Origin of the sequence: Nocardia sp. NPDC058666 (assembly GCF_042714895.1) — a bacterium.
Taxonomy (GTDB): Bacteria; Actinomycetota; Actinomycetes; order Mycobacteriales; family Mycobacteriaceae; genus Nocardia.
Window position 1 is genome coordinate 173596 of record NZ_JBHXRY010000004.1, and the last position, 16964, is coordinate 190559.

At 65.8% G+C, this 16964-nt stretch carries 19 protein-coding genes; 14 read left to right on the forward strand and 5 right to left on the reverse strand.

The window, feature by feature from the left end:
- The first annotated feature begins 33 nt into the window (after positions 1-33).
- Positions 34-603: a TetR/AcrR family transcriptional regulator gene (locus ACFWVD_RS12440; protein WP_379242139.1), complete on the forward strand. Its 570-nt coding sequence runs from the start codon at positions 34-36 to the stop codon at positions 601-603.
- 30 nt (positions 604-633) lie between these two features.
- The gene (locus tag ACFWVD_RS12445; RefSeq protein WP_379242140.1) at positions 634-1152 is read left to right on the forward strand and encodes a Clp protease N-terminal domain-containing protein; all 519 of its coding nucleotides are present in this window, start codon (positions 634-636) and stop codon (positions 1150-1152) included.
- Positions 1153-1155: 3 nt separating this feature from the next.
- Here the strand turns inward: ACFWVD_RS12445 and ACFWVD_RS12450 are convergent, their stop codons facing one another.
- On the reverse strand, positions 1156-1656 hold the full coding sequence (locus ACFWVD_RS12450) for a MarR family winged helix-turn-helix transcriptional regulator (protein ID WP_379242141.1): 501 nt from the start codon (positions 1654-1656) through the stop codon (positions 1156-1158).
- Positions 1657-1793: 137 nt separating this feature from the next.
- Here ACFWVD_RS12450 and ACFWVD_RS12455 point away from each other — a divergent pair, with 137 nt between their 5' ends.
- The 4 genes from ACFWVD_RS12455 (at position 1794) to ACFWVD_RS12470 (ending at position 4404) form a co-directional block, all read left to right on the forward strand.
- The gene (locus ACFWVD_RS12455; protein WP_379242478.1) at positions 1794-2216 is read left to right on the forward strand and encodes a cupin domain-containing protein; all 423 of its coding nucleotides are present in this window, start codon (positions 1794-1796) and stop codon (positions 2214-2216) included.
- Between the two features lie 78 nt (positions 2217-2294).
- Positions 2295-2714, forward strand: coding sequence for an acyl-CoA thioesterase (locus ACFWVD_RS12460; protein ID WP_379242142.1), 420 nt, complete (start codon positions 2295-2297; stop codon positions 2712-2714).
- A 294-nt stretch (positions 2715-3008) separates the two neighbouring features.
- Positions 3009-3428 carry a hypothetical protein gene (locus tag ACFWVD_RS12465; protein WP_379242143.1) on the forward strand — a complete coding sequence of 140 codons (420 nt, stop codon included), beginning with the start codon at positions 3009-3011 and terminating at the stop codon, positions 3426-3428.
- A gap of 16 nt (positions 3429-3444) precedes the next feature.
- Entirely contained in the window at positions 3445-4404 is a 960-nt protein-coding gene (locus ACFWVD_RS12470) for a hypothetical protein (protein WP_379242144.1), read from the forward strand.
- A gap of 19 nt (positions 4405-4423) precedes the next feature.
- On the opposite strand, the gene ACFWVD_RS12475 is transcribed toward ACFWVD_RS12470, so the two are convergent.
- On the reverse strand, positions 4424-4696 hold the full coding sequence (locus ACFWVD_RS12475) for a helix-turn-helix domain-containing protein (RefSeq protein WP_379242145.1): 273 nt from the start codon (positions 4694-4696) through the stop codon (positions 4424-4426).
- Between the two features lie 150 nt (positions 4697-4846).
- The gene (locus tag ACFWVD_RS12480; protein ID WP_379242146.1) at positions 4847-6478 is read right to left on the reverse strand and encodes an ABC-F family ATP-binding cassette domain-containing protein; all 1632 of its coding nucleotides are present in this window, start codon (positions 6476-6478) and stop codon (positions 4847-4849) included.
- 123 nt (positions 6479-6601) lie between these two features.
- On the opposite strand from ACFWVD_RS12480, the gene ACFWVD_RS12485 reads away from it, so the two are divergent.
- Complete coding sequence (locus tag ACFWVD_RS12485) at positions 6602-7366, forward strand: SDR family oxidoreductase (protein WP_379242147.1); 765 nt, start codon at positions 6602-6604, stop codon at positions 7364-7366.
- A gap of 159 nt (positions 7367-7525) precedes the next feature.
- Here ACFWVD_RS12485 and ACFWVD_RS12490 read toward each other — a convergent pair whose 3' ends face one another.
- Both ACFWVD_RS12490 and ACFWVD_RS12495 read right to left on the reverse strand, forming a co-directional pair.
- On the reverse strand, positions 7526-9916 hold the full coding sequence (locus tag ACFWVD_RS12490) for an MMPL family transporter (protein WP_379242148.1): 2391 nt from the start codon (positions 9914-9916) through the stop codon (positions 7526-7528).
- Between the two features lie 302 nt (positions 9917-10218).
- On the reverse strand, positions 10219-10758 hold the full coding sequence (locus ACFWVD_RS12495; RefSeq protein ID WP_379242149.1) for a hypothetical protein: 540 nt from the start codon (positions 10756-10758) through the stop codon (positions 10219-10221).
- Between the two features lie 110 nt (positions 10759-10868).
- Between ACFWVD_RS12495 and ACFWVD_RS12500 the strand changes: the two genes are divergently transcribed.
- Genes ACFWVD_RS12500 through ACFWVD_RS12530 form a run of 7 tightly spaced genes read left to right on the forward strand, consistent with a single transcriptional unit; the run spans position 10869 to position 16883 of the window.
- Positions 10869-11186 carry a hypothetical protein gene (locus tag ACFWVD_RS12500; protein ID WP_379242150.1) on the forward strand — a complete coding sequence of 106 codons (318 nt, stop codon included), beginning with the start codon at positions 10869-10871 and terminating at the stop codon, positions 11184-11186.
- Positions 11187-11194: 8 nt separating this feature from the next.
- Complete coding sequence (locus ACFWVD_RS12505; RefSeq protein ID WP_379242151.1) at positions 11195-13048, forward strand: alpha/beta hydrolase; 1854 nt, start codon at positions 11195-11197, stop codon at positions 13046-13048.
- 38 nt (positions 13049-13086) lie between these two features.
- On the forward strand, positions 13087-13704 hold the full coding sequence (locus ACFWVD_RS12510) for an LppA family lipoprotein (protein WP_379242152.1): 618 nt from the start codon (positions 13087-13089) through the stop codon (positions 13702-13704).
- A gap of 43 nt (positions 13705-13747) precedes the next feature.
- Positions 13748-14110 (forward strand): hypothetical protein, encoded by a 363-nt coding sequence (locus ACFWVD_RS12515; protein WP_379242153.1) that lies wholly within the window; start codon positions 13748-13750, stop codon positions 14108-14110.
- Positions 14110-14760, forward strand: a complete 651-nt coding sequence (locus ACFWVD_RS12520) for a DUF3558 family protein (protein WP_379242154.1) — start codon at positions 14110-14112, stop codon at positions 14758-14760. Before ACFWVD_RS12515 ends, ACFWVD_RS12520 begins: the two co-directional genes overlap by 1 nt.
- Before the next feature lie 27 nt (positions 14761-14787).
- Positions 14788-16167 (forward strand): hypothetical protein, encoded by a 1380-nt coding sequence (locus ACFWVD_RS12525; RefSeq protein ID WP_379242155.1) that lies wholly within the window; start codon positions 14788-14790, stop codon positions 16165-16167.
- Positions 16167-16883, forward strand: coding sequence for an ESX secretion-associated protein EspG (locus tag ACFWVD_RS12530; RefSeq protein WP_379242156.1), 717 nt, complete (start codon positions 16167-16169; stop codon positions 16881-16883). The genes ACFWVD_RS12525 and ACFWVD_RS12530 overlap by 1 nt, the downstream gene beginning before the upstream one ends.
- Positions 16884-16964 lie beyond the last annotated feature (81 nt).

Genomic DNA, 16964 nt, shown 5'->3' on the forward strand with positions numbered 1-16964 from the left:
CGGGGGTCCGTGTATCCGCTAGTTGGAGGAATCATGCCCAAGGTCAGCGACGACCACCTCGCCGCACGCCGAAGCCAGATCCTCGACGGTGCACGACGCTGCTTCGCCGAATACGGCTACGACGGCGCCACCGTGCGCCGCCTCGAGGAAGCCATCGGCCTGTCGCGCGGCGCGATCTTCCACCACTTCCGCGACAAGGACGCCCTGTTCTTCGCCCTGGCCAAAGACGACGCCGAACGCATGGCCGACGTCGCCGCCAACCAGGGCCTGGTGCAGGTGATGCGCGACATGCTCGCCCGCCCAGAGGAATTCAACTGGCTGGGCACCCGCCTGGAAATCGCCCGCCGAGTCCGCACCGACCCGGAATTCCGCGCGAACTGGACCCAGCGCTCCGCCGAACTCACCGCCGCCACCCTGGCCCGCCTGGAACGCCGCAAAGCAGCAGGCGCCCTACGCGACGACGTCCCCACCGACGTCCTGCTCGGCTACCTGGACCTCGTTCTGGACGGCCTCATCGCCCGCATAGCCTCGGGCCACACCAACGAAAACCTTTCCGCCGTACTGGATCTGGTGGAAGCCTCGGTGCGCCGCAAAGAAGCCTGAACGTCCCCAGCCTGCGCTAACGTCGAGATCATGTCCGTCGGTAGGCAATTCGTCCTCCAGCTCACCCGGCAAGCCGCCCGCGACTTGGGCTGCCGCATCTGGTCCACGGATGTCCTGATGTTCGCACTGCTGCAAGCCTGCCGCGAAGACGCGATGTCCGCGCCTGCCGCCGGATGTTTCGATACCCAAAGGCTCGCGCTCGCCGACGAATTGGATGAACTTCGAGACCTGGTGCGCCGTACGGGAATCGACCCTGATCACGCGGCCGAGTTCGTGAGCGGGATCTGGCGCGCCGACCGCTCCCCACCGTGGAGTGCCGAAGAACCACGTATTCGGCCACACACTCAGACGACGCTGGTCTTCAGCGCAGCCGTCGACATCGCCCGAGCCGATCCTCGAGCCGCGACCGCCGATGGCGAGCCGGACTACCGAGCCGTCCACCTGTTCCTGGCCGCACTCGAACACCCCACCGGTACCGTGCACAAGCTGATGCACGACCTCGGCACCGACCTCGCCACAGCCAGGCAGAAGTCCGCCTTCCCCCTCTAGGGGTCAGTGCGACCAACCGTCGAGCAGGGTTCGGGCGATTCGGTCCAAGGCCGCGCGGTCGGCAGGTTTCAGGGCCGACAGCATCGCCGTCTCGTTCTCGGTGTGGGCCACGACCAGCTCGTCGATGAGTGCGCGACCTTCCTCGGTGAGCGCGACTCGCACGGCGCGGCGATCGGCGCGATCGGCGATGCGGCGGACCAGGCCGGCCGCTTCGAGTCGGTCGATGCGGCCGGTCATTCCCGCGCGCGACAGCATCAGGGTGTCGGCGAGCACCGACGGGTTGAGTTCGAAAGGTGAACCCGAACGGCGCAGTGCCGCAAGCACATCGAACTCGCCGCGCTGCAAACCTCGTGCGGTGAACACGCTTTCGATCTGCGTCATGGCGAGGTTCATGAGTCTGCCGAGCCTGCCGAAGACCGCCATCGCCTCGAGGTCCAGATCGGGTCGCTCGCGCTGCCATTGCGCGGTGATCGCATCGACGGCATCCGGTTCGCGTTCATCCATGGACAGGATTCTATTCGTCAAGATATAGTTCGGTAGCGAATTATCAACCGACGAACGGAATCGTGATGACGAACGCACGCGAGATCGCCCTCTGCCTGCCCGAGGATGCCGAGACGCTGGGCACGGAGAACGTGCGGATGCGGTTGCTCACCGATGCGGATGCCAGCGGGGGTGCCGTGAGCACGCTGGAAGTCACCATGACGCAGGGGGCCGATGGGGCCGCGCCGCATTTTCATACCCAGTCCGACGAGCTGTTCTTCGTCGCTGACGGCGAGCTGCAGGTTTTGGCCGGTGATCGGATTCTGACCGTCGGCGCGGGTGGGTCGCTGGTGGTCCCGCGGCAGATGCCGCACGCTTTCGGCGCGACTCCGGACAGTGGCGCGCGAATTCTGATCGCACTGATGCCGGGCGTGCAGCGGTTCGAGTACTTCCGGCTGTTGGATCGGCTCATTCGCGGCGAGGGCTCGCATGACGAATTCGTCGCTGCCCAAGAGGAATTCGACAATCACTTCGTCGACGCGCCTGCTTGGTGGGCCGAACGTAACGCGCATCGCAGCTGATACGCATCAGGCCATACTGTGGCGCAGATTGCACTCGAATTGGGAACAAAATCCCCTGACCAGCCTGTTATACACCGTATGACGTTCTCCGTACCTGTCCTCGTCCGGGGCTACGAGCTCGACACCCAGGGCCACCTCAATCACGCCGTCTACCACCAGTACGCCGAGCACGCGCGCTGGGAGCTGTTGAGCGCGGCGGGCATTCCGCTGGACAAGTTCATCGCCAGCGGGGTGGGCGCGGTGGTGCTCGAGTCCACCATCAAATACAAGCGTGAGCTGCGCGCCGGTGACGAGATCACCGTGACGTGCGCGTTCGAGTGGACCGAAGGCGAGAAGGTCTTCCGATTCCAGCACCAGATCATCAAGCTCGACGGTACCGTCGCCGCGGAGATCACCGTGGTGGCGGGCGCGATGGACCTGACCACGCGTCGGTTGGTCGCGGACCCGTCCGACCACTTCCGCAATCTCGCCGAGCGGCCCGAACTGCTCGGCCTGTAAGACTCGAGACACCACGCGCGGCGCGGTGGGAATCTCCCGACACAGCTCGGGGATACCCGCCGCGCCGTTGTCGTCTTTGTTTGCTACGTGATTGCCGAGGTGGCGGCACTTCCAGCACCCGAGTTGTCCGAAATTCTGCCCCCTCTAGGCGATCACGCGCCGCTCGGCGGTTCGCCGGGCACCGCGCAAATCTGTCGAACCCGCTCGGACAGCCAGACGTTCGGGCTATGATCCGAAGCACCTTTTGGGGTTCTGGCAAATCGCGAGCAGACGAGAAGATCGGAGACAGTGCCCATGACCGACGCCATCCACCTCCCCGTAACCGCGTCGTCCCGAGATCGGGGCCCCGCCTTGCGCGGACTGCTGGTGGCCGAGTCCGATCACGACATCTCGGTGCGCGTGGACGGTGGCACCTGGACTTTCGACCGCAGTGATGTCGTGCGGCTCACCGAAGATCGCGCGCACGCGGGCGAACGGCAGGTGCACGTGGATATTCGTCCCGGCGCCACCGCCGACTTCACCCGCCGGATGCGCGTGGAACTGGTCGACCGGCCGATCACCCTGGCCCCGGCCCCGTCGGAGGCACTGGGCGACGAACAGTTGGCCCAGGCCACCCGCAGCTGGGCGACCAAGCTGCGGATCGCGCAGCGAGGTGGCGTCACCGGAGCGACCTTCACCTTCCGCGACGGCATCAACTGCGACAGCCTCGACTGAAGCGGGCGCACCTGTCATGGAAGGCGCTTCCGACGCCGTGCTCATCGTCTCCGAAGCCGACGACCTGCACGCCGATGCGCTGGCAGCCACCCTGCGAGAACATCACGGGTTCGATCCGATCCGTCTTGACCTGCGCGACTTCCCTTCCGAGACAGGCAGTTTCCGGCTGGACAAGGCCGGAACGAACCGGGCGATGTCGCATATCCAGGGCCTGGACGACGTGCGCGCGGTGTGGTGGCGCAGGCCGCACCCGTGCCAGGTGCCGCACGGGGTGCGCGCGGCCGACGACGAGTTCCGTCAGGCCGAGTGCGATGGGTTCCTCCAGGGGATGCTCTGGTCGATCCCGGCGTACTGGGTCAACGATCCCGCCGCCGAACGCACCGCCACGCGCAAGATCGTGCAGTTGGAGACCGCGCAGCGGGCCGGTTTCACCATCCCGGAAACGCTGATCACCAACGACCCGGACGAGGCGCGCAGTTTCGTCGAATCCCGGTGCGGCCCTGTGGTTTACAAGCGCACCGGCACCGGACGCGGCGAGTTCTCCGAGACCAGGATCATCACCCGACCCGAGCTGAGCAGGCTCGAGTCGATCCGTTCCACGCCCACCACGTTCCAGGATTATGTGGAAGCCAGCTGCGATCTGCGGGTGGTGTGGGTGGACGGTGTGGAGTGGAGTGTGCGCATCGACTCGCAGTCCGGCGTCGGCCGGATCGATTCGCGGCTGGACACCTCGGTGGCCTTCGCGCGCGATCGGCTGCCTGCTTCGGTCAGCAAGTCCCTGGCCACCCTGATGGGCGCGCTGGGGCTCAGTTTCGGCGTGGTCGACCTGCGCCTGGGCACCGACGGGGAGTACTACTTCCTCGAGGTGAACCCGCAGGGGCAGTTCGCGTACTTGGAGATCAAGACGGGTCTGCCGTTGCTGCGCAGTTTGGCGAATCTGTTGGTTCGCGGCGACGGGGCTGTCGCCGGCTGGTAGCCCCGCCGCCGGCCGCCCCCTAGTCGGCCGGATTCTTGCGACGGTTGGCACCGCCGCGTCCGCGCAGTTCGACGTGCGACTCGACCAGCACATTGTGAATGAAGCCGTACGAGCGGCCGGTGGATCTGGCCAGGGAGCGAATGGACGCGCCCGCCTCGTACTGCTTCTTCAACTGGCTCTGCAACCTGTCGCGGGACTTGCCCGTGACCCTGGTGCCTTTGCCCAGCGCGGCCTTGCCGATCGTCGATTTACCCTTGGCCGATCCAGCGGCCTGTCTGACACTGTCGCTCATGGCTTCCTCCGAGTCGCCGAGCACTTCTTCCAGGCTAGACACTCCGCACTCGGTGATCAACGAAAACAGTGATCAAACTCACCCAATCCCCGCGAGTTCCCGCCCGACACAGCGTTTCACGCGCGACACACCGGGGGTCACCGCACAAGATCAAGCGAGGTCGATGAGCTCCGCGTACTCCGCGGACCAGTGATCCTCGGTGCCGTCGGGCAGCAGGATGACCCGTTCCGGGTTCAGCGCCTCGGCCGCGCCCGGATCGTGCGTCACCAGCACCACCGCGCCCGCGTACGTGCGCAGCGCCTCGAGGACCTGCTCACGCGAGACGGGGTCCAGGTTGTTGGTCGGCTCGTCCAGCAGCAGCACGTTCGCCGCCGAGGACACCAGTCCGGCCAGGGCCAGACGCGTCTTCTCACCACCGGACAGCGTGCCCGCGGGCTGATCCAGCTGCGGCCCGGTGAACATGAACGCGCCCAGCAGACTGCGCAGCTCCTGCTCCCCCGCGTCGGGCGAGGCGTGGCGAATGTTCTCCCACACCGAGGCCGAGTCGTCGAGGGTGTCGTGCTCCTGCGCGAAGTAGCCGACCTTGAGGCCGCGCCCCTGTTCGACACCACCCGCAGTCGGCGTCTCGACACCGGCGAGCAGTTTCAGCATGGTCGTCTTACCAGCACCGTTGAGCCCGAGCACGACCACGCGGCTGCCCTTGTCCACGGCGAAGTTCACGCCGGTGAAGATCTCGAGGGACCCGTAGAGCTTGGTCAGGTCCTTCACCATGAGCGGGGTCTTGCTGCAGGGCGCGGGCTCGGGGAAGCGGATCTTGGCGACCTTGTCGCTGACCCGCACCTCGTCGAGCTCGTTGATCAACCGTTCCGCACGACGCACCATCTGGTGTGCCGCAGCGGCTTTGGTGGCCTTGGCGCCGAGCTTGGCGGCCTGCTGACGCAGCGCGCCCGCCTTCTTCTCGGCGTTGGCGCGTTCGCGCACGCGACGCTGTTCGTCGGTGGCGCGGGCGTCGAGGTACTTCTTCCACCCCATGTTGTAGACGTCGGGCTCACCGCGCACCGCGTCGAGGAACCACACCTTGTTCACCACGTCGCCGAGCAGTTCGACATCGTGGCTGATCACGATCAGGCCGCCGTCGTGGCTCTGCAGGAACCCGCGCAGCCAGGTGATGGAGTCGGCGTCGAGGTGGTTGGTGGGCTCGTCGAGCAGCAGGATGCGGTCCGAGCGACCGCCGGAACCATCGGAGGCGGAGAACAGGATGCGCGCGAGTTCGATACGGCGACGCTGACCACCCGACAGCGTGCGCAGCTGCTGGTCGAGCACCCGGTCGGGCAGGCCGAGGCTGTTGCAGATGCGGGCCGCTTCGCTCTCGGCGACGTAACCGCCCAGCGAGGAGAACTGGTCTTCCAGGCGCCCGTAGCGGCGAATCGCCTTGTCGCGGGCGGCATCGTCGGCCACCTCGGCCATTTCGACCTGGGCCTTCTCCATGTCGCGCAGCAGCACGTCCAGGCCGCGCGCCGACAGCACCCGGTCCTTGGCGATCACATCGAGATCGCCTTCCTTGGGGTCCTGCGGCAGGTAACCGATGTCGGTGGAGCGCGTGATCTTTCCGGCGTACGGCTCGCCCTCACCCGCGAGAATGCGCAGGGTGGTGGTCTTGCCGGCACCGTTGCGACCGACCAGTCCGATCCGGTCGCCGGACTGCACCCGCAGCGCCGGCCCGGGGGCCGAGAGCAGGGTGCGGACTCCGGCCCGGACCTCCAGGTCGGTCGCGGTGATCACAGAGTTCTCCTCAGAATAAGACAAACGGGAAAGGTATATCGGCAAGAACCACTTATTTTACCGCCGAACACTCCGAAAGCCGAACCCGGCGCCGCCCGATGTGAGCGTGGTTACTCTTGCGCCATGACTACCGATCTACTCGGCCGCACCGCTCTGGTCACCGGAGCAAGTCGCGGCATCGGGCTTGCCACCGCAGCCGAACTGATGCGCCGCGGCGCGAACGTGCTGATCACAGCACGCAAACCCGAGCCACTGGAAGCCGCGGCCACCGAGCTGCGCGCACTGGGCCACACGGGTCAGGTGAGCACGATCGCGGGCAACGCCGGTGACGCCGACGCCCGCGCCGAGGCGGTGGCCCGCGCGGTCACCGAGTTCGGTTCGCTGGACATTCTCATCAACAACACCGGCATCAATCCCGTCTACGGCGCGCTCATGGACGCCGATCTGGGTGGCGTGAGCAAGATCTTCGACGTGAATGTGGTGGGGTCGCTGGGCTATATCCAGCAGGCGTATCGCGCGTGGATGGCCGAGCACGGCGGCGCGATCGTGAACGTGGCCAGCGTGGCCGGGATTCGTTCGTCGGGGGTGATCTCGGCGTATGGGGCGTCGAAGGCGGCGCTGATCCGGCTCACCGAGGAGCTGGCCTGGCAGTTGGGGCCCAATATTCGGGTGAACGCGGTGGCGCCGGGCGTGATCAAGACCAAGTTCGCCGATGCGCTGTACGCCGATGATGAGGAGCGGGCGGCGAGTGTGTATCCGATGAAGCGGCTGGGGGTGCCCGAGGATGTGGCGCGGTTGATCGCGTTCCTGGTGTCGGATGAGGCGGCGTGGATCACCGGTGATTGTGTGCGGGTCGACGGCGGGTTGTTGGCCACCGGAGGTATCTGAGAAATGTGGGGCGGGCGGCCGGTAATCCGACTGCCCGCCCCACCGCTTCTGCTCGGTCGCAGTTGTCACAACTCACGCAGCGACCACGCGCTCCGGGCTGACGCTGCTACCAGCTGAGGCGGGTCCCTCCGAGGTGTCGTGGCTCCCGGCCGCGGCGGCTCACTCCGAGGTGTCGCGGCTCCCGGTGGAGGCGGCAACACGTCCCTTCGTTCGCCCGCTCCCCCGTTTTTCGGTGCCTTCTTCCGCACCGACCTCCGCCTTGACTGCCACAGCCCTGGCCGCCTCGGCGCGCGCAGCCTCGGCCTCGGCGAGCGGATCCATCACGGTGATCTCTTCGAACCTGCCGGTCACGCCGAGCGGATCACGCACGCCCACAGTCTTTTTCGAAGAGCCACCGTCGTCCAACCCCCACCGATCGTGCAGTCGATGCAGGAACTCCGGCGCGTACCAGTTCGCATCGCCGAGCACCTTCATCGCCGCGGGCAACAGGAACCCACGCACCAGCGTCGCGTCCACGATCACGGCCAGCGGCAAACCGATACCGAACGCCTTCATGAAGGTGATGTCGGAGGCAAGGAACCCGAGGAAGACCAGTGAGATCAGGATCGCGGCGGCGGTGACGATCCGCCCGACCCGTTCCAGACCCAGCGCGACCGCGGTGTCGTTCTTACCGGTGCGGTCGTATTCCTCGCGGATACGCGACAGCAGGAACACCTGGTAGTCCATCGCGAGCCCGAACGCGGCGGCGAACAACATCACCGGCACGGTCGCGGACAGATCGCCGGTGACGGTGAAGCCCAACACCCCCGACAGGTGCCCGTCCTGGAAGATCCACACCAGCGCGCCGAAGGTCGCGGTCAGGCTCAGCGCGCTCAGGATCACCGCGAGCACCGGCAGCACCACGCTGCCGGTGAGCGCGAACAGCACGATCAGCATCATGATCACCACGAAGCCCAGCGCCCACGGCAGTTCGTTCTCGATGGCGGCGACCGAGTCGGCGTTGGCCGCGGCCACCCCGCCCACCAGCAGTTCGCTCGGTGTCTGGATCGCGCGCACCTGGTCGACCAGCGCCGCGAGGGCGTCGCTGTCGCCGGTGGCGGGCACGATCGACAGGTAGACCGCCTGCTCGACCCGGAAGCGGGCGTTGGCCGCGGTGGGTTCGAGCAGCTGCCCGCCCTGGGCGTAGCTGCCGGTGGCGGTGTCGACGCGGCGGACGTTGTCCAGGTCGGACAGGTCGCGGGCGATGGTGTCCAATCCCGCTGCGCTGTAAGCACTGTCGGGCAGCACGGCCACGAGGGTGTGCTGGTCCGCCTCGCTGAAGTCGCGCGCCACGATCTCGGTGACCTGACGCGAGTTCATCGATTCCGGCAGGGTGCGTTCGTCGGGGAAACCGAGTTTCACGCCGAGGAACGGTGCGCCCAGCAGCAACAGCAGCGCGGTGACGGCCAGGCCGATCGAGATCGGCTTGCGCATCACGGCGGTGGCCAGTGTGTGCCAGGCACCTTCGCCCGGTGCGGGGCGGGGGGCGCGCAGGAACCACCAACCGAGCTGGCCCTTGTCGATGCGGGTGCCGATCAGCAGCAGCGCGGCCGGCAGCACGGTGAGCGAGACCGCCGCGGCCAGCGCGGCCACGACGATGCCCGCGTAACCCATCGACCGGATCGCCAGCAGCGGGAAGAACAGCAACCCCGACAGCGCGACCGCGACGGTGAGCGCGGAGAACGCGACGGTGCGGCCCGCGGTGCGCAGCGTGGTCGCCACCGCACCGGCCGGGCTGCGGCCTTCGGCGAGTTCGTCGCGGTAGCGGTTCACGATCAGCAAGCTGTAGTCGATGGCCAGGCCCAGACCCAGCAGCGTCGCCACGTTCGCCGCGGTGACCGACAGCGGCGTGAACAACGTGACCAACCACAGTGCGCCCATGGTGGCCAGCACGGTCCCGATCGCGACCAGCAGCGGCAGGCTCGCGGCGACCAGTCCGCCGAACACGAACATCAGCGCGACCAGCGTCAGTGGGAAGGCGATGGCCTCACCCTTGGCGATATCGGTCTTGCTCTGCTGCACGGTCTCGTGCATGAGCATGGCGAATCCACCGGCCCTGACCTGCAACGATCCCTGCTCGCCGGTGAGCTCGTCGGCGACAGCGGCCACGCGTTGGTCGATCTCGCGTTCGTTGCCGAGCACACTTGCCACGATCAAACCCTGCTTGCCGTCGACACTGCGCAGCGCGGGCTGATGCGTAGTCCAATACGACATCACCTCGGCGACGCCGTCACGCTCGTGCAGATTGGCCACCAAAGCCGTTGCCGCCGAGTACGTTTCGGGATCCTCCACCGACGACTCGGTCTCCACCAGCAACACCAGATTCGGCGGCGCCTGCCCGAACTCGTCGCGCAACACCTGCAGCGCCCGGCTGGATTCGCTGCCGGGGTCGGTATATCCGCCGCCCTCCACCCGCTCGAACAGCGTTGCACCCAGTGCACCGAGCACCACCGCAAGCACCGCGAAAACGCCGAGCACCCAGCGACTACGCCGCCTGGTGAATTCGAACACCGAAAAACCCCTAACTAGTCACGCCACTGCGCGTCCGCATGTCCACGTGCGGGGGTTCGGAATACTTCCGCCCGGCCCGCCTCGTCTCACCCGATCCTGTTGGCGGGTCGGCACGTTCGCACGGCGCATCGTAGCAACTTCGTGGCGGTGCCGCCGGGCCTCGCGAACAACGCTGTTGAGCCCGGTCAGCTACCGGTCTCGACCACCTGGAGCGAGAACGCGCGCGGCGCCGCGACGAAGCCTGGACAGGGCGTCACCAGGCACGAGTCATGAAGTTGCGCAGGCGAATCGGCGAAGACGACTCAGTCGTACTCGAGCCAGCTGGAACGCTGGAAGTATTCGTCGTCGGCTTCGTCGTCCTCCGGCGTCGGCTCGCGACGGGTGGATGCCGCCGATGTCGTCGTCGGGGGCGTGCCCCAACCCGGCTGCTGATTCTGGTCGGCGTGATGCGCCGGAGCCGGGGATTGTGGAGATGCCGATTGATACTGCGGGAACGGTTGCTGAGAATTCAACGGTTGCTGCGGCAGTGGCTGTTGGAGAGCGTCGACGTACCGCTCGCGCGTTGCCTGTAGGCGAGGGTCGTTCTCCAATTGGGCGATCGCGGCGGCAACGACACCGCGAGACTCGGCCATCGCCGCGGCGTGCAACCGCACGATCATCGCGACGAGAGTGTCCGGGTCCAGGCGCCGACCGGCGTCGGTGAGATGGATCGCTTCCAGCGCCCCGTCCGCGCTGACCTGCACAGACACGACCCCGCCCGGCGCGCTCGCCTGCGCGGGACGGTCGAGGCCCACATGCAGCCGGTCAGTGGCGCCTTGGAGCGGATCCAGCTCGCCTGCCATGAAGAAGTCCTCCCCTGTCGATCATCCTGGCGGTGCCCGGCAGTCTATAGTGGCGGGCAGTCGATCGCGTGGGGAGCGTCGCCGCGCGGGCTGTTGGGGAGGGAATCCAAGTGAGTCCGACACCGGGCACTGAATCGTTCGATCTCGACCCGGACGCGGTTCGCGCGCTGGCGGCGGGAATAGGGACTGCCGGCCAGGAAATCCAGGTCATCGGCAAGGGTGGGGCACTCGCCGACGGTGTCTTCGAATGTATGCCCAACGCCCACACGCCGCAGGCGTACCAGGCCGCCGCTCGACTGGCCGACAAGGCGATGAGCGCGGTCGGTACCGCGCTGGCCGAACTCAGCGGCAAGACCGTGGCAGCCGTGGTCACCTTCCAGCAGCAGGATGAGGCATTCGCCGGAGCTCTCCGAGGAGCAGGCGAATGAGTCGAAGCTTGACGATTCCGCTGGTCGAGTCCTGGAAGCCCATCGCGTTCGCCGCCCAAGCCGCCGAGTTCACCCGGCAAGCCGGCGCGCTGCGGACCGCGATGGACACCCAGTACATCGCGGTCGACAGCTCGCGCGAGACCTTCCGGCGTGACACCGGCGACGCCATGCGCGCCCGCTACGCCGAAGTGCACGCCAAGTCGGTAGTAGTCGTCGATGCGCTCGAGCGCGGCCGAGACGCGGCAGTCTTGGCGCAGTGGTCGGTCGCTTCGGCACAGGCGTTCCTGGCGTCGAAGAAGGCAGCCGCCCTCTCGAAGGGCTTCGACGTCCAGCCTGATGGCACATGCTCGATCAGCGAATCGACCAAGCAGCGTGTCTATCTGTCGGTCGCCACCGAAGCCGACAACGGCCCGATCGCGAACAAGTTCACCACCGCGATGGCGGCCCTTCAGGTCGAAGCGAACAACCACACCACATGGGTCAAAGCTGCACTGGCAGGCGCGGTCGACGCGGACAACGCGGCCAAGAACGCCATCGAAGCAGCGTTCGCGAACATGCCGACCGCGGACTCGTTCGGCAATGCGAGCACCACACCGACCGGAACTCCGCAGCCGCCGCAAGGAGCCACACCTGCGCAGAACCTGAAGTGGTGGGACTCGCTCAGTCGAACCGAACAGACCGCGCTCATCAATACCGTGCCGACGTCGATCGGCAATCTCGATGGATTGCCTGCTCCGGTACGCGACGAGGCGAACCGGAAGATGATCCCATTCGAACAGGACAGGCTCACCGCCGACAGCAACACGTTCGCCCAAGCGCTCAAAACGGCCGGCGAGAACGGGGACATGGCGGGGATAGCCGCGGCACAGACCGGGTTGGATCGCACCACCCAGAAACTCAGTGACCTCGCAGCGGTGAGGACCGCGATGGAAGGCAGTACTGAGCCCAAGCGATACCTGATGGCGTTGGATATGCAGTCCGGACGGCAGGGGCGTGCCGCGGTCGCGGTCGGGAATCCTGATACCGCAGACCATATTTCGGTCACCACGCCGGGACTGGGATCTGATCTGAGTTCCTCGCTGCTCGGCGGTCGAGGCGGCGATGGCAAGTGGAATCCTTCCGGCGGCATGGTCGGCGAAGCGGAAACTCTGATCGAGACCTCCCAGCGTCAACTCGCTGACGCTGGCCGAGGAGGGGAACAGATCTCATCCATTGCGTGGTTCGGCTACGACCCGCCACAGGGTGGCATGGGAAGCCTGGACGACATCACCACCCCGGACATGATCAACGTCACCAACGAGGGGCGGGCGCAGGAGGCAGCCCAACCACTGTCGTCGTTCTATACCGGTCTCGACGTCGCAAACGAGAAAAGCGATCCCCACATCACCGCACTGGGACACTCCTACGGTTCTTTGGCGACAAGCCTTGCGCTGCAAGAACAATCAGGGGTAGTCGACGATGTCGTGTTCTACGGATCGCCCGGATTGGGTGCCGATATTCCCGGTCTCCCCGGCGTCGGGGGGCTCGCATCTCCATTTTCCGCTTTGGGCTTGAACGATGCAGTGGAAAATGCTGGGGACCTCGGCGTGCGCAACGGCCACGTGTACGAGATGACCGAGCATTGGGATCCAGTGGGAAACCTCGACGCGTTCGGGCGCAGTCCGAATGAGATGCCATGGGTTACCCATCTCAGCACTGACCCCATCAGCGTGAACGGCGAGACGTACACCGGCGCTACCAACCACTCCGAGTATGGGCGAACAGACGGCACCACCCAGAATCTTCATCGGTCCGGGTATAACCTCGCCGCAATCGTGGCCGGCCTGCCAGAGAACGCCACCAACCCACAGACGGACAAGTGACCCGGATGCAGAGATCTCGGTTGGCAAACGCTGTACGAGTGACCCTGATCGTGCTCGGGGTAACTCTCGTGTCCCTGGTCATGGTGAATGTCGCAATCATGCTGGTATGGGGGTGGGCTGCGCGCGACAGCGACTATTCGAGCCAAGTCGTCAGCCCAGAGGAGGCAGCCAAGGCCGGCGTCGAACTGCAAACGCGGAGCACACTCGAGGACGCCGAAGCCAAGGGTGAACTGTTGGTCGCGCAGATAGAGCAAGTGATGATCGAATCTGCCCCCACCCTCCGATTCGAGGATCCAAAGCACCCGGATGAATCGATCAAATCCTGCTTCGGTCCATTCAGCGCCACAAATGGCAAATTGGTACGAGACCGCTACTATCACGGCACTCTCCCGGTTGCGGATGACCAATGGTCGACAATTCGCGATCAGTCGATAGTTGCCGCCAAGGGCCTCGGCATCGAACTCGCCGAAATCAAGACCAGCGACCCCACCACGCACCTGATCGTGCTTGCGACCGAGAGCGAAAGAATCAAGATCACCATAAACAATACGGACAGCCGTGGCGCGAACACTTCGGAAAAGTCATTCATCGTCCTGAATATTGCCTGCCACTTACCCGCCGAAAAATTCAACTCCCCCGTCGAGCCGACGCGATGACCGGCGGCGGAGGAGTTCAATTCTCGCAGGATTGTGAGCAACCGTGACCATCAGTGACACTTCACCGTCCGGTCTCTGGCAGGCTGCTGTCGATGGCCGCTTTCGACTCGAAGCCGATGCGGCACAGGAGTGTGCTGCGCACTACGGCTGGCTCGCGGATGAGCTCACGGAACGGATACAGGAAACCAGGCGACTCAACCGCCTCTCCGGGTTTGGCGGATTCGACTCCGCAGTTCAGCTCCAATCAGGGTTCGAAAGCAAGGCTGACCAAGGCGTCGCGGCTTTGATCGGCGCCAGGGAAGAGTGCCGAGAGATCCAAGCTGCGGTACTCAAGGCGGGTGGGCTATTGGTCGAGCAGGACTTGGACTCCGCGACGGCGCTGTTCAGAACGAAGGATGCACTTTGATGAGCCGGTTCACGAACCGTTCTGTCGCCGTATGCGCCACCTTGACCCTGGCCGTTCTGGCTCCCGGGTGCTCACAAAACACGTCCCCAGATGGTTCACCAACTGCCCCGAGCAGCGCGGCATTGTCTAGCAGCACTGCGAGCGCGGCGCGGCCGACATTGACTGATGCCAAGCTGCAGCCGCCGAATCAGGACAACAAGTACACGCAGTCCGGCGGACGGCCGAAGGTAGTTGTCGACCCTTGCACCTGGACGCCGGACGACACTATTCGGGCTATCGGGCTGGATCCGACAACTCGTAAGCGCGGTCGGGACCTTGTCGCCGAATACACCTTCTTGACGTGTGATTTCGCTAGTGGTCCCGCACAGGACAGGTGGAGTCTCGCCGTGGATTCCGGCAATGTGTCTCTCGACGAGGTACGCCAGAGGTACGCCGGAAAATCGGAGAACATAGATATCAACGGCCGCGAAGCCGTTCGTACCGTGAAGAATGGTGCGACCACATGCGCGGTGGATATGAAGACATCGGTCGGATATCTGGGCGTTGAGGCGGCATTCGAAGCAACTCCTGGCCCTGACACTCCAGCTCCGTGCGACAAAGCGATGGAATTCGCCCGAGGCCTCGAGCCCATCATCGGCGCCGGCAACTGACATGTTCGAAGCGAAGGGTGGGGACCAGTGACCGGACCGATTCCGATGATTCCGGGTGTGATCGGTGTCGTGGCCGCTCAGCAGCCGGCAACGACCCCCGAGATGATCTCGGCGTTCAACGCCGCAGCCAGTACCCAGCGCAAGGCCGCCACGATCGCGGCCGGCACGGCCGGTCAGGATCCCGCGTATATCAAGGCGATGGAGGAGTTCGCGAACCTGTCGCACGCCGATATCCACGCCAGGGCTCAACAGATGCAGCCAGGCGTGATGCAGCAGACGGCCGAGACCTGGAAGGCGATCAGCACCGCGTTGACGTTCAACATCATCAGCGTCACCACGAAGGTGAACGCGACGATCGCCCGCGGCTGGGAAGGCCAGACCGCGGAGGCGATCAAAGCTGCCACGCACGGGCTGACGGGGCGGTTGACGGAGTTGCAGAACGTCACGCAAAGCGTTGCCTGGCGAGTAGAGGCCGCTGCTTTCGGGGCAGAGGTGGTCAAGGCACAGGTGCAGGCCCCGCCGACCGCCTCGTCGCCGGCGGGCATCCCCGGAGCTGAGCCTGCGGGGAGCGCGGTGGCTGCGGCGCAGGAAGCGAACGAACGGTGGCAAGCCGCCATCTGGACCATGCGAAACAATTATGTGCCCACCTACGAGCCCGCGGGCCAAGGGGTTCCGATGTTCCCGACGTCGAATGGTCTGGGCGGCAACGATATTCCCGTCGGAACCGGCGGGGGCGGAGCTGCCGCCACGAGCGGTTCGCCGAACGGGACGGGAACGGGCGACGGCACCGCGGCGGCATCCGATCCCGAACAGTCGGCGGCCGCGGGCGACAGCGTGGGTGCGGGTTCGACGAACGATCAGGAATCGCGGTCGGCGAACGAAGGCAACGGCGCCGGAACTGGAACCGACGGCGGAACCGACGGCACCGAAACCGCGGCAGCCGGTGCGGAGCAGCCCGGATCTGGCGCACCGCTGACGGCCGGATCTCCCGGCACCTCCCAGCCAGGCAACCCCGCCGGATCCGGCTCGCCCACTGCCGGCGTCTCAGGATCGGGCGGCGGCTCGGGTGCCGGCGGGCCGGGCGTGGCTGTGGGTTCGCCTGGCGGCGCAAAATCTGTTCCCAACCCGGTCACACCGATCAAGGGCGGCATTCCTGGTGCTGCGGCCGCCTCATCGGGCGGCACCAGCGGTCGTGGCACTGCGGGAATGCACGGCATGTCCGGCATGGGTGCGCCCGGCGCCGCACGTCAAAAGGGCGACGATGACGAACACAAGGGTCGCCCCGAACTGCGGATCCATCCTCGTAATCGAGCCGATCTGGTCGGTCCACCGCAGGGCACGACCCCGCCCGTCATCGGCGGCAGCCCACCCGAACGTCGGCCACGACCTGAACAGGAGTCTCAGTAGTGCGGTGGGAATTCACCCCGGACGAGTTCCTGTACGCATGGGGCGAGACCGGTAGCGATCGAATTCCCGCGCCGCTCACCGTGGTTCCATCCGTTGGCTGGCGTCACGAATGGGAAGCCATCGAAGCAGACCTTCGCCAGCGTCTGCCGGTCCGCGATGACCCCGATCTGTCGGCGGTACTCGGACTGGCCGCGGACCCGGACACCGCGATCACTGTGATCGGTACCAGCAACAAGCCCATCCGCCTGTATTGTGCTGTGACACAACAGTCTTCGGTGGCGCTGGCACAAATGCCCGGTGCCACGGTCGAATCGGGCGGCAACGTCGTTGTTCGCACGGGGACACCCGAGTCGATCGCGTCATGGGTGGCGCGTTTTGCCGGCGAGCGACCCGCTGGTGCCACACGGTCGATGACGGAGTCGGTGGACGCTCTCGAGACTCCCTCGCAAACTGTGAATCTCGACTATGGCGAGGTCGCGGTTTCCGACCTGATCCACGACCTCCTGGCCGCTCCCAGGTCCGGCAACGGCCATGTGGAGATCGTGCGAGGCCGTCACGATCAGGACGGCCCGGTGCACCGATACCTGAGCTGGTTCGACGTCATCGGCGACGGCCGTTACGTCTATCGGTACTCCCGAAACGAGCTGACGATCGAGCCGTGCTCCCCCACTCGGTTTCACAAGATCCTGTCGCGCATGAGCGGCGCGCGTACTTAGTACCGACCAGTCCGGAGGCGGTGATTGCGCGGTGCGGCGGGGCCCGTGATCGTTGCGTCTGATCCAATCGTGGAGTGCGTG

Bases quoted from the DNA above. Each gene is read 5' to 3' on its own strand.
- ACFWVD_RS12470 (WP_379242144.1), top strand. From the start codon at position 3,445: ATGGAAGGCGCTTCCGACGCCGTGCTCATCGTCTCCGAAGCCGACGAC.
- ACFWVD_RS12485 (WP_379242147.1), top strand. From the start codon at position 6,602: ATGACTACCGATCTACTCGGCCGCACCGCTCTGGTCACCGGAGCAAGT.
- ACFWVD_RS12450 (WP_379242141.1), bottom strand. From the start codon at position 1,656: ATGGATGAACGCGAACCGGATGCCGTCGATGCGATCACCGCGCAATGG.
- ACFWVD_RS12495 (WP_379242149.1), bottom strand. From the start codon at position 10,758: ATGGCAGGCGAGCTGGATCCGCTCCAAGGCGCCACTGACCGGCTGCAT.
- ACFWVD_RS12475 (WP_379242145.1), bottom strand. From the start codon at position 4,696: ATGAGCGACAGTGTCAGACAGGCCGCTGGATCGGCCAAGGGTAAATCG.
- ACFWVD_RS12460 (WP_379242142.1), top strand. From the start codon at position 2,295: ATGACGTTCTCCGTACCTGTCCTCGTCCGGGGCTACGAGCTCGACACC.
- ACFWVD_RS12465 (WP_379242143.1), top strand. From the start codon at position 3,009: ATGACCGACGCCATCCACCTCCCCGTAACCGCGTCGTCCCGAGATCGG.
- ACFWVD_RS12455 (WP_379242478.1), top strand. From the start codon at position 1,794: ATGCGGTTGCTCACCGATGCGGATGCCAGCGGGGGTGCCGTGAGCACG.
- ACFWVD_RS12520 (WP_379242154.1), top strand. From the start codon at position 14,110: ATGAGCCGGTTCACGAACCGTTCTGTCGCCGTATGCGCCACCTTGACC.
- ACFWVD_RS12440 (WP_379242139.1), top strand. From the start codon at position 34: ATGCCCAAGGTCAGCGACGACCACCTCGCCGCACGCCGAAGCCAGATC.
- ACFWVD_RS12445 (WP_379242140.1), top strand. From the start codon at position 634: ATGTCCGTCGGTAGGCAATTCGTCCTCCAGCTCACCCGGCAAGCCGCC.